An 11579-nucleotide genomic window follows, 5' to 3' on the forward strand; every position below is an offset into this window, starting at 1 on the left:
CCGTAGGGGTTGCGGCGGGGGCGCTGACGGGGGTCGATGTGCGGCGGTGGGATGAAGGAGGGCCGATCATCGTCCTCGACGAGGATCCGCCACCTGTCGTGGTGGACCTGCCGGTGGTGGGCGCCGCACAGCAGGACCAGGTTGCGGGGCATGGTGCGCCCGCCGTGCTGCCACGGGGTGATGTGATGACACTCCGTCCAGCTCGGCGGGACGTCGCAGCCCGGGTACGCGCACCCTCGGTCACGGACGACGAGGGCACGGCGGAGGCTCGACGGGACCACTCGAGTGGATCGTCCGACATCAAGCGGCACCCCGGCGGGATCGAGGATGATCCTGCTGACTTCGGCGTCGCAGGCCAGCCTCGTGAGGACCCCACGAGGTAGCGGAAGCCCCCAGTCGGTCATGGCCGGCTCGAGGCCGCCCCTGACGAGAGTGTCCCAGGGAACGTGCACGACGAGGTGGGGTCGCACCCCGCCACTGACGGGTACGACGGCACCGGTCAGCGCCCGCGTGACCAGTTCGACGAGGGCGTCGGCGCGGCGGCGCTGCGGGCTTCGGATGTCAGGGATGCCGTCGACGGCCGGGCGTGGCGCGGCGAGGCCGTCCAGCGCGGTGCGCAGCAGCGCGGCGGCCTCGGCGTCCAACTCCCCGCTGATCAGCGTGGTGCCCTCGGGCGTGTCGCGCAAGGAGAGGCGTCGGACCGCGGCCGGGTCAGGCGACGGCCGCTGGTCCTCGTCTCCTCCTTCGGATCTACCGGACCCGCTGTCCTCGCCGGACCCCCTGTCCTCGCTGCCCGGCGTGTCTGCGTCGCTGTCCCTGTCGCCAGGCCCGCGGCCGGGATCGTCGCTGTCGTCGTGTGGGGAATCACCGGACTGCCCGGTCCTGCTGTCGGCGCCGGGGGAAGGGTCGACGCGGGTGAGGTCCTCCCTGATGCGGGCGGCGAGCCTGACTAGCCGATAGGGGTCGAAGACCCGGGCGTGGCCAAGCAGGGTCTGTTCGGCGTCGGCCCGCTCCTGGGGGGTGATATCGATGGGCAGGGAGGCGATCGCCTCGCGGATGACGTGGGCGTGCTCGACGGTGATGTCGCCGCAGGCAAGGGCCTGCCCGGTGGCCTCGCACGGGCCGTCGCTGACGGCGCGGGCCAGCGCGACCTGGCGGCGGGCCTCGCGAGTGGACAGGGCGAGCCGGTCGCGGAGCAGGCTGGGTATGTCGCTGGCCCCGCGACGAGGTGCCAGACCACGGTCGAGAGCCTCGGTGATCAGCCGGTTGTTGACCGCGGCCACCGGACCGCCCAATCGGCCGACGCCCTCCAACAGCGCGTCGAGCTCGCCATCGGACAGCGGCCACGCCTCGTCGGCCAGCATCCCCTGGATGTGCTCGACAATCATCGTCAGCCGGGCCCCCAGACTCCCCGCCGCGGCGCCGGAATGCGAATCGGAACCGCCGCTCGGCCGGGCCGACGGGTCGGGTGGGCCGTGGGGGTCGGCGGAGTCCGGTGCGCTGGACGGGGCGGGTGGTGCGGAGGAGTCGAGAAGGCCGCACAGGTCGGCATCGGCCTGAGGCGGTGGGTCCGGGGGAACCGGTGTGGGGCCGGGTGCCTCGCCCCGCGCCGCGTGGATGACCATGGAACGACCATAGGAGGGACTGCTCGGACTGTCGAACGCATGTTTGAAGGCTGTGGACGAGGCGACCGGCCCGGTCCGACGGCTGTGGACAACGAAGAGTCCAGAGAATCCTCCAGGGAGGAGGCAGCGAGTGACGGTCGCAGCCGCCGACTACGGCGTGGAGACCGCGCGGGCGTCCGCCAGCCGGCAGAAGTCGTCCACGGAGAGCGTCTCGCCGCGCGCGCCGGGGTCGACGCCGGCGGCGAAGGCAAGCTCTGCCGCCCGCGCCGGCGAGCCGGCCCAGGGCGCGAGCGCCGTCCGAAGGGTCTTGCGGCGCTGCGCGAAGGCGGCATCGATGGCGGCGAACACCGCGCGGCGCTGCTCAGGCCGCCCGGGCGGCTCGTCCCGGCGGGTGAAGGCGACGAGCGCGGAGTCGACGTTCGGCTGGGGCCAGAACACCGGACGCGGCACCCCGCCCGCCAGCCGGGACCGCGCGTACCAGGCCAGCTTCACGCTGGGCGCCCCGTAGACACGACCGCCGGGCGGGGCGGTGAGCCGCTCGGCCACCTCCGCCTGCACCATCACCAGTCCACGGCACAGCGACGGGAACCGCTCCAGCACGCCGAGCAGCAGCGGTACCGCGACGTTGTAGGGCAGGTTCGCCGCGAGTACGCCTGGCGCGGCCACCGGTTCCGGCAGGTCGTCCGGACCCACCGTCATCCCGTCACCGAGCACCACGCGCAGCCGGCCGGCGATGGCGGGGTCCAGCCGGGCGGCGACGGTCACCGGCAGAGCCGCGGCCAGCGGCGGATCGACCTCGACCGCGACGACGGCCCCGGCCGCGTCGAGCAGCCCCAGGGTCAGCGAGCCGAGGCCTGGGCCGATCTCGAGCACCGTGTCCTGCGGCCCGACGCCGGCGAGACGCACCAGCCGGCGCACGGTGTTCGGATCGACGAGGAAGTTCTGCCCGCGCCGCTTCGTCGGCTGCAGGTCAAGGGCACGCGCCAACGCCCGCAACTCCGCCGCCGCGAGCAGCCCGCCACCACCACCAGCGCCACCAGCGCCACCAGCGCCCGAAGCATCGATGCCTACCAGGGCCCGAACACCCGCTCCGAGTTGGCCGCCACCGCGGCACCGAGCTCGGCGACGCCCACTCCCCGCGTCTCGGCGAGCACCCGCAGGGTCAGCGGGATCAGGTACGGCCCACCTGGCCGGCCACGCCACGGCACGGGGGTGAGAAACGGCGCGTCGGTCTCGACGAGCAGCAGCTCGGCGGGGGCGACGGCGGCCGCCTCGCGCAGGTTCGCCGCGTTCTTGAAGGTGACGTTGCCGGCGAACGACATCACGTACCCGGCGTCCGCGCAGCTCCGGGCCATCGCCGCGTCGCCGGAGAACGCGTGGAACACGACCGTCTCGGGCGGGCCCTCCTCGGCGAGGATACGCAGCGTGTCGTCGTGCGCCTCACGATCGTGGATCATCAGCGCGCGCCCGGTCTCCTTGGCGATCGCGATGTGCCGCCGGAAGCTCTCCTGCTGGGCGAGGTGCCCCTCCGGTGGCGTCCGGTAGTAGTCCAGACCGGTCTCCCCGACCGCGCGGACCTTGTCCTGTCGGGCTAGCTCGGTGATATCGGCGTATGTCTGTTCGCTCACGCCGCGGGACGCCTCGTTGGGATGGATGGCGACGGCGGCGTAGAGCTGGGGATGGGCCCGCGCCACCTCGGCCTGCCACCGGCTCGTGGGAAGATCGACACCGACGGTCACCGCACGGGTGACACCGACGGCGGTGGCGGCGGCGAGTGCCGGCGCCACCTCGGTGTCCATCAGGTCGAGATGGCAGTGGCTGTCGACGACGGCCACCGGCAGCGGATCGGGCGGGGGCGGCGGATCGCCCGTCCGACTGGAGCTACGCGCCACCTCACCAACCGCCTTCCGGCCCCGCGTCCTGTTCCCCGCATTCCTGCGCAGTCTACGGCGGGACAGGCGTCCCGAAGATTCCGCATATCTCGCATGGGACGCTTAACAGGTGAACGACCGCAAGGAACACCGACCATGACGACGCCGCTGACTGTCGCCCTCGTCACTCCCCTGACCGGGCCGGACTCCGCCCAGGGGCTGGCCGGCCTGCGCGGGGTCACCCTGTGGGCCCGCGACGAGCATCTGCCGGCACCCTGGGACGAGATCAGCCTGACCGCCTACGACGCCCACCCTGACCCGGCCGCGGCGATGCGCGCCGCCGTCGCCGCCCGGCCGGACGCCCTGCTCGGGCCGTACGGCCACCGCGCGGCGCTGGCCGCCTGCGCGGCGACGGACCGAGTGGTGTTCAACACGGGCGCGCCGTCGACCCGGTTCGTCCGCCAGGCGTTCCCCAACGTCGTCAACATCGCGGCGGCCACGTCCACCTGGCCGCGCGGGGTGCTCTCGGTGGTGCGCGCGGCCGACCGGCGGGCCCGCAAGGTGGTGCTACTCGCCTCCGGCGACACCGCGGTGGAGATCGCCTCGGGGACGCGGGCGGCCGCGGGGGCGCAGGCCTTCGAGGTCGCCTCACACGTCTTCCCGCCGGGCCGGGCCACCCAGGCGGCGAGCCGGCTGCCACCCGGCGACATCCTCATCGTGCACGCCGCGCCGGACGACGAGCTGGCCGCGGCGAACATCCTGCTGCGCCGCCCGTGGCGGGCGGCCGCGTTCTCCACCGCGGTCAGCGCGCAGGCCACCGCCAGCCTCGGTGACCTGCGCGAACGCCTGCTCGCCCCGGGCAGCTGGATCCCGGAGGACACCCGGGGGACGGCCACCGGCCCGACCGCGCGCGAGTTCACCGCCGACTACACCGCGCTGCACGGTGTCGCGCCGACCGAGACGGCCGCCTGGGCCTACGTCACCGGGCTGGTGCTGGGCCGGGCGATCCGGTTCTGCGGCGGCGTCCAGGACGCCTCCGTGCTCGCCGCCGCCCGCGGCATCGACACGACGACGCTGCTCGGCCGGTTCCGCCTCGACGAGGCCACCGGACTGCAGGTCGGCCATCAGATCCCGGTCGTCCAGTGGCAGGACGGGGCGTCGCACACCGTCTGGCCGCGGGAGGCGGCCCGCGCCGCGTTCGCCCATCCGCGGCTCATCACCAGCCGACCGGCGGCGTGGCGGGGTCCGGCCGCGCAGCCCACCCGGGGAGGATGAGGCGACGGTTGCGTCGGCCCCGGCGGCGGGAGGAGGCGTCCTTGACGACGGCACCGCTCGGCACCGGGGCGGCGACCACGCCCGGCCGGCGCCGGGCCGTCGTCCTCGGTGTGGCCGCCGCCTTGGCCGTCGCCTTCGTGGTGGCGACGACCAGGCTGTTCGTCCTCCCGCATCAGGACCGCCCGGCCCGGGCGGACGCGATCGTGATGTTCGCCGGCAGCCCCGGCAGGCTCGAGCGCGCCGTCGCCCTCGCCCAGGCGGGTTACGCGCCGGTCCTGGCCGTGTCGCAGCCGACCGCCGAGGACCCCTGCCCGACGGACATCCCCGGGGTCGAGGTCATCTGCTTCTCCCCCAGTCCCCGCACCACCCAGGGCGAGTCGCGGTGGGTCGCCGAGGCCGCACGGGCACGCGGCTGGAACTCCCTGATCGTGGTCGCGGCGACGTCGCAGAGCACCAGGGCGCACCTGCGCCTGGCCCGCTGCTATTCCGGCGAGACCCGGATGATCGGCGTGCCGCTGCCACGCACGATGTGGCCCTACATGATCGCCTACGAGTGGGCGGCGCTGGGCAAGGCCCTGCTCCTGCAGCGAACCTGCTGACCGACCCGGCTACGCGGACGGCGCCGTGATCACGCGTGGCGACCGGGGCCGGGCGGCCGGGCGGCGAGTTCCGCGGCGTAGACGTCGTTGCGCGAGACGCCGAGCTCGGCGGCCACCGCCCGCCGCGCCTGGTTGCGTGACATCCCGGCGGCGCTGCGCCGCTCCACCTCGGCGGCCAGTGCCGCGGCCGAGACGGTGGCCGCGCCCGCCTGCGCGGCGACGTCTGTGCCCGTGTCCCGCGCGATGTCCGCGGCGGCGCCGGCGAGTCCGGTCACCGTCACCGGCGGGCGGCGGGCGGCACCGGCAATGACCAGGGTGAACTCACCGCGGATGACGCGGCCATCCGTCGCCCAGGCCCCCAGCGCCGCCAGGTCGCCCCGGACGATCTCCTCGAACGTCTTCGTCAGCTCGCGACAGAGCACCGCCGCCCGGTCCGCGCCGAACACGGCGAGCAGGTCGCGCAGCCCGGCCGCCAGCCGGTGCGGCGATTCCAGGAAGACCATGGTGCGCGTCTCGCCGGCCAGCTCCCGCAGCCGGGCCCGGCGGTCCGCGCCGCGGCGGGGCAGGAAGCCCTCGAACGTCCACCGGTCGCTCGGCAGCCCGCTGACGGCCAGCGCCGCCGTCACCGCCGACGGCCCGGGGACCACCGTGACGGTCATTCCGGCGGCGGCGGCCGCGGCGACGACCCGGAAGCCCGGGTCGGACACCGCGGGCATGCCCGCGTCGGTGACCAGCGCGACCGTCGCGCCCTGGCGCAGGTAGTCGGTGAGCTGCGCGGCGCGGGCGCCCTCCACCGCGTCGTAGCAGGACATGATCCGACCGCTGATCGTCACGCCGAGGCCGTGCGCGAGCCGCAGGACCCGGCGGGTGTCCTCGGCGGCGATGACGTCGGCGGTCGCGAGAACCTCGGCGAGGCGGGGGCTCGCATCGCGCACATCACCGATCGGAGCACCGCACAGCACCAGGGTCCCGGACACCTGACCAGTGTGGCAGGAGTCAGGACCTACCCTGATCCGTGTGACGGCGACGACGGCCCACGTGCCCTGGAGTGCGAGCGGACGCGAGGACCAGCCGGCCGCAGTCGCGGCCGGGGGGCCGCGCGACCGGCGGCGGCCATCCGCCGAGAGCCTGCGCGACCGATTGTGCCCACCGATGCCGGGCTCTGCGCTCATGGGCTGGCTGGCGACGGTCTCGGTGGCGGTGCTCGCGGGCGTGCTGCGCTTCTGGCACCTCACCGAGCCCCGCGGCGTGTACTTCGACGAGGTCTATTACACCAAGGACGCCTGGGGCCTGCTCACCGCCGGCTACGAGATCAATTCGAGCACCTGTTCGGGGCCCGGCTACGTCGTCCATCCACCGTTCGGCAAGTGGCTGATGGCGGCGTCCGAGGGCCTGTTCGGGTACACGAACTGCGCCGGCGTGCCGCACGGCAGTCCGGAGCTGGGCTGGCGGTTCTCCTCGGCGCTGTTCGGGACGCTGGCGGTGCTCGTGCTCGCCCGCGCCGCCCGGCGGATGTTCCGCTCCACGGTGCTCGGCTGCTTCGCCGGTCTGCTGCTGGCCATGGACGGGCTGGAGTTCGTCCAGAGCCGCATCGGCATCCTGGACATCTTCCTGATGACCGGGGTCGTCGTCGCCCTGGCCTGCCTGCTGCTCGACCGCGACTTCGGCCGCGCGCGCCTCGCCGATCGCCTTGAGGGGACGAAACCCGGTGACGATCCGCGCCGCGACATGTTCGGCCCCCGGCTCGGGTTCCGCCCGTGGCGGCTGGCCTGCGGGGTGGCACTGGGCCTGTCGGTGGGCGTCAAGTGGAGCGCGCTGTACACGATCATCGGGTTCGCGGCGCTCGCGATCGCCTGGGACATCGGCGCGCGGCGCACCGCCGGGGCCCGCCGGCCGGTGCTCGGCGCGCTGCGCCGGGACGCCGCGCCGTGGCTGGCGATGTTCGTCGCCGTACCGATCGTCGTGTTCCTCGCCACCTGGACGGGCTGGTTCGTCACCGACGGCGGCTACGACCGGCACCTGTATGGCAACGGCTTCGTCGCCGCGTGGCGCGGCTGGTGGTCGTACCAGATGGCGGTGCTGAAGTTCCACGAGGGCCTGCACCAGGGGCACGACTTCGCCTCCCACCCGATGAGCTGGCTGGTGATGGCCCGACCGGTCGCGTACTACTACTCCTCGCCCGCCTACGGGACGTCCGGCTGCCATGATCCGTCCGGCTGCTCCCGAGAGGTGATCGCGCTGGGCAATCCGGCGGTGTGGTGGGTCGGGACGGCGAGCCTGGGCGGCATGCTGGCCTGGTGGGTCTCCCGACGGGACTGGCGGGCGGCGCTGGTGCTGGTGGGCTTCGGCTCGGCGTTCCTGCCGTGGCTGCTGTTCCCGGCCCGAACGATGTTCTTCTTCTACGCGCTGCCGAGCCTGCCGTTCCTGATCCTCGGGATCACGGGGCTGGCGGGCCTGGCGCTCGGCCCGCGGGACGCGTCCGACACCCGCCGGCTGGCCGGCGCCCTGTCCGTCGGCATCTACACGATCATCGTGGTGCTGCTGTTCGCGTACTTCTACCCGGTGCTCGCCGCGCAGGTGATCCCCTACTCCTCCTGGCGGGCGCGGATGTGGTTCCCCGGCTGGATCTGATCGCCCGGTCGGGGCACCCCTCCGTGGTCCCGGTGTGATCTTCCTCACCGAATCTGCTGAGCGTCAAGCAATAAACACCTGTTGCGATGCCATCATCACCAATGGGCATTTCCGCCCGGTTGACGACACCGAAACGGGGACGCATGAAGTTGGCCGATGACCCGGAGTTCATGACGTACGCCCCTAGCAGCTCGGCTGCCGCGCCCGACGAGGGGGGCCGCGTCTGGCCGGAGACCACGATCGGGGATGGTGGGTCGGTCCCCCACAACCGGGTGTCGGGCGGACCGAGTCTGGGAGGAACGACCATGGCGGATGTGTCGGTACGCTTCGCGATGACCGATGACAGCGAGATCGTGCTGAACCTGTCGCTGACGCAGGCGATCCGGCTCACCGAGGCGATCGCGTCCAAGGTCAGCCAGGCGATGACCGAGCAGCCGCGGGCCGGCATGAACGGCAACGCCTACGGCCCCGGCGTGCGCCCCGGGCCGTACTCGACCTCCTGAGCGGCGCGGCGGGCTGATCGCGCGGCAGTCATCCGCCTCAGCCGCCCGTGAGCTGGGCGATCAGCGCGCGAAGCAGATCCAGGTCCCGGCGGCGAAGCTCGGCCGCCGTGGCCTGATCCGGCCGTGCCGGCGTCAGCGCGGCGCGAACGCGACGCAGCTTGTCCCGCAGCGTCTCGAGCACGACGGGCGGGAGCAGTCCGTCCCGCAGCACCAGCACGACGTGCCCGCCGTGCTGGACCACGTCGACCGGCTCGTCCATCGGCAGCGTGACGACCCGCACGCCGACGGGAGCCTCCTGGTCATACACGAGGCACAGCTGGTCCTCCGCCAGCACCTCGGCGCTGCCGTCGTCCCAGAGCACGGTCGCCCGCGCGGTGACCGGCAGTGGAATTCGGGCGGACTCTACCCGCACGGGCCCCGTCTGCCCGGTCGGCTCACGCCGTCCGGCGGGGTGCACGGCCAGCACGGTTCCGCGCCGCGACCAGATCCCGCCGCCCAGGTCGTCGATCGGGAAGACCCGGTCTCCCCGAGCGAACATCACCAGTGCGGCGTGACCGTCCTCGGCGGTCGATGGGTGGGCGGCCATAGCGTGATCGTAGGTGGGGTGTCCCACCACCCGAACGGCCAGACCCCCACCGGTGTGGGATCGCTAACCAGTCCGGGCGTGCCAGCGCCCCCGGACCGTAACGGGAGCCGGGGTCGCACCACCTCCGGGGAACGGGTGTGAGGCCGCCCGACCCGCCCCTGACATCCGGTGTTCACACTGTGGATCCGACCGATCCGGCCGGTTGCCGCCAGGCGTGGGCGGAGTGCCCCACGGCGGGTTACCGTCTCGTGGTCGCCCCTCGACTCGGGTGGCGACCGGCGGCGGCCGGGAGGACGCGGGCGGCCCCCGGCTGGGTCGCCTGATGGCGCGGTGGCGTCCTCTCCGACCAGGCGCCGGCGGAAACCGAAGGCCGGACCCTCGGCCCGATCACGCCCCGCGGAGCCCACGAATGCCCGACACCGACTACCCGCCCATCGAGGAGCACGCGGTCATCGGCGACCTGCGTACCGTGGCCCTGGTCGCCACGGACGGCACGATCGACTGGTACTGCCCGCAGCGCTTCGACGCGCCGTCGGTCTTCGCGAGCCTGCTCGACGCCGAGCGCGGTGGCTCGTTCCGCATCCACTGCCCCGACTCCCACGCCAAGCAGCTCTACCTGCCCGACTCGAACGTGCTGATGACCCGCTTCCTCGCCCCGCGCGCGGTCGGCGAGGTCGTCGACTTCATGGTCCCGATGGACAGCGACGTCACCGAGACGCCGCACGTCGTCGTCCGCCAGGCGCGGGCCGTGCGCGGGACGGCGTCGTTCCGGCTGCGCTGCGACCCCCGCTTCGACTACGGCCGCACCGCCCATACGGTGACGCTCATCCCCGGTTCGGGCGCTGTCTTCGAGTCGGTGACGGGCACCCTGGTGCTGCGCACGTCGCTGCCGCTGCGCGTCGAGGGCACCGCCGTGTACGCCGAGTTCGACCTGGCCAACGGCGAGACGGCCGACATCGTCCTCGAGTGGAACGCGACGATCCGCCCGCTGGTCACCGGCGAGGCCGACGCACTGTTCACCCGCACCGTCAACTACTGGCAGTCGTGGATCCGCCGTGGCCGCTACCACGGCCGCTGGCGCGAGATGGTGGTGCGCAGCGCCCTGGTCCTCAAGCTGCTCGTCTACCGCCCCACGGGCGCGCTGGTGGCCGCGCCGACGACGTCGCTGCCGGAGGAACTCGGCGGCGTGCGCAACTGGGACTACCGCTACACCTGGATCCGCGACGCGGCCTTCACCACCTACGCGCTGATGGCACTCGGCTTCACCGACGAGTCGGCCGCCTTCATGGACTGGCTGGAGCACCGCTGCCACGAGGCGCCGACGGAATCCGGCCTGTATGTGCTGTACAGCGTCGACGGCAACCCCCACCTCGACGAGATGGTCCTCGACCATCTGGCCGGCTACCGCGGCTCGAAGCCGGTCCGGATCGGCAACGCCGCCGCCGAGCAGCTCCAGCTCGACATCTACGGCGAGCTGATGGACTCGGTGTACCTGTACAACAAGCAGGTCCCGATCTCGTTCCAGCTCTGGGAGGCGCTCGGCCGCCAGCTCGACTGGCTGTCCAAGCACTGGGACTCCCCCGACGAGGGCATCTGGGAGACCCGCGGCGGCCGCCAGCGATTCACCTACTCGGCGCTGATGACCTGGGTGGCGTTCGAGCGTGCCTGCCGCATCTCGCGCCAGCGCGGCCTGCCCGGGCCCACGAACGACTGGAAGGACCTCGCCGGCCAGGCCTACCGGTTCGTCCAGAACGAGTCGTGGAACCCCCAGCGCGGCGCCTACATGGAGTACCCGGGCTCAGAGCGGCTCGACGCCTCGCTGCTGTGCATGCCGCTGGTGAAGTTCTCCGGCCCCACCGACCCCCGGTTCCTGTCGACGCTCGACCGTGTCGGCGAGGACCTGGTCAGCGACAGCCTGGTCCGCCGCTACGCCGCGGACGGTTCGGACGGCCTGACGGGCGACGAGGGCACGTTCAACCTGTGCTCGTTCTGGTATGTCGAGGCGCTGACCCGCGCCGGCCGGGTCAGCGAGGCCCGGATGGTCTTCGAGAAGATGCTCACCTACGCCAACCACGTCGGCCTCTACGCCGAGGAGATCGGCCCCTCCGGCGAGGCCCTGGGCAACTTCCCCCAGGCCTTCACCCACCTCGCCCTCATCAGCGCCGCCATCCACCTCGACCGCGCCCTGACCTGACCTTGGGTGATGTCGCGCGGCGGGTCGCGGCAGCCTGCTGGCAGGTTCACGGCAGTCCGTGTCGCGAGTTCCGGGGAAAAACGGACGGGAACCCGCGATTTCGCGACACGGTACCGCTGTCCCCCGCATGCGCTTCCCACCTGTGGGAAATGCGGCTGATATGCGGCCTACGGGGAGCCGGCCGGGCCCGGGCCCGGCAACACCGGCCTCCACCATCCGCCTGATCGCGGGTCCTTACCCCTAGAGTTTCGCAGTTTTCTTGATCGGGATCGGCGGCCGATAACGGCTGGATGAT

Annotated in this window: 10 protein-coding genes; 5 read left to right on the top strand and 5 right to left on the bottom strand. The window is 72.9% G+C overall.

Going from position 1 to position 11579, the window contains the following annotated elements:
• The 3 genes from C1A33_RS12295 to C1A33_RS12305 form a co-directional block, all read right to left on the bottom strand.
• On the bottom strand, positions 1 to 1625 hold a 1625-nt coding region (locus tag C1A33_RS12295; RefSeq protein ID WP_101831666.1), incomplete at its 3' end, for an HNH endonuclease signature motif containing protein.
• Positions 1626 to 1775: 150 nt separating this feature from the next.
• The gene (rsmA, locus tag C1A33_RS12300) at positions 1776 to 2594 is read right to left on the bottom strand and encodes a 16S rRNA (adenine(1518)-N(6)/adenine(1519)-N(6))-dimethyltransferase RsmA (protein WP_480014323.1); all 819 of its coding nucleotides are present in this window, start codon (positions 2592 to 2594) and stop codon (positions 1776 to 1778) included.
• Positions 2595 to 2692: 98 nt separating this feature from the next.
• Positions 2693 to 3517, bottom strand: a complete 825-nt coding sequence (locus tag C1A33_RS12305) for a TatD family hydrolase (RefSeq protein ID WP_101831659.1) — start codon at positions 3515 to 3517, stop codon at positions 2693 to 2695.
• Positions 3518 to 3652: 135 nt separating this feature from the next.
• Between C1A33_RS12305 and C1A33_RS12310 the strand changes: the two genes are divergently transcribed.
• Both C1A33_RS12310 and C1A33_RS12315 read left to right on the top strand, forming a co-directional pair.
• Positions 3653 to 4771 carry an ABC transporter substrate-binding protein gene (locus C1A33_RS12310; RefSeq protein WP_101831660.1) on the top strand — a complete coding sequence of 373 codons (1119 nt, stop codon included), beginning with the start codon at positions 3653 to 3655 and terminating at the stop codon, positions 4769 to 4771.
• Between the two features lie 41 nt (positions 4772 to 4812).
• On the top strand, positions 4813 to 5370 hold the full coding sequence (locus tag C1A33_RS12315; protein ID WP_101831661.1) for a YdcF family protein: 558 nt from the start codon (positions 4813 to 4815) through the stop codon (positions 5368 to 5370).
• A gap of 29 nt (positions 5371 to 5399) precedes the next feature.
• Here C1A33_RS12315 and rsmI read toward each other — a convergent pair whose 3' ends face one another.
• Positions 5400 to 6347: a 16S rRNA (cytidine(1402)-2'-O)-methyltransferase gene (gene rsmI / locus C1A33_RS12320; RefSeq protein WP_101831662.1), complete on the bottom strand. Its 948-nt coding sequence runs from the start codon at positions 6345 to 6347 to the stop codon at positions 5400 to 5402.
• A gap of 40 nt (positions 6348 to 6387) precedes the next feature.
• Between rsmI and C1A33_RS12325 the strand changes: the two genes are divergently transcribed.
• Both C1A33_RS12325 and C1A33_RS12330 read left to right on the top strand, forming a co-directional pair.
• Positions 6388 to 8001, top strand: a complete 1614-nt coding sequence (locus C1A33_RS12325) for a dolichyl-phosphate-mannose--protein mannosyltransferase (protein ID WP_101831663.1) — start codon at positions 6388 to 6390, stop codon at positions 7999 to 8001.
• Positions 8002 to 8306: 305 nt separating this feature from the next.
• Positions 8307 to 8504 carry a hypothetical protein gene (locus C1A33_RS12330; protein ID WP_006541195.1) on the top strand — a complete coding sequence of 66 codons (198 nt, stop codon included), beginning with the start codon at positions 8307 to 8309 and terminating at the stop codon, positions 8502 to 8504.
• A 37-nt stretch (positions 8505 to 8541) separates the two neighbouring features.
• Here C1A33_RS12330 and C1A33_RS12335 read toward each other — a convergent pair whose 3' ends face one another.
• Positions 8542 to 9090 (bottom strand): hypothetical protein, encoded by a 549-nt coding sequence (locus tag C1A33_RS12335; protein WP_101831664.1) that lies wholly within the window; start codon positions 9088 to 9090, stop codon positions 8542 to 8544.
• A gap of 409 nt (positions 9091 to 9499) precedes the next feature.
• Between C1A33_RS12335 and C1A33_RS12340 the strand changes: the two genes are divergently transcribed.
• On the top strand, positions 9500 to 11284 hold the full coding sequence (locus C1A33_RS12340) for a glycoside hydrolase family 15 protein (protein WP_101831665.1): 1785 nt from the start codon (positions 9500 to 9502) through the stop codon (positions 11282 to 11284).
• Positions 11285 to 11579 lie beyond the last annotated feature (295 nt).

The organism is Frankia canadensis (genome assembly GCF_900197875.1).
GTDB classification, from domain to species: domain Bacteria; phylum Actinomycetota; class Actinomycetes; order Frankiales; family Frankiaceae; genus Frankia; species Frankia canadensis.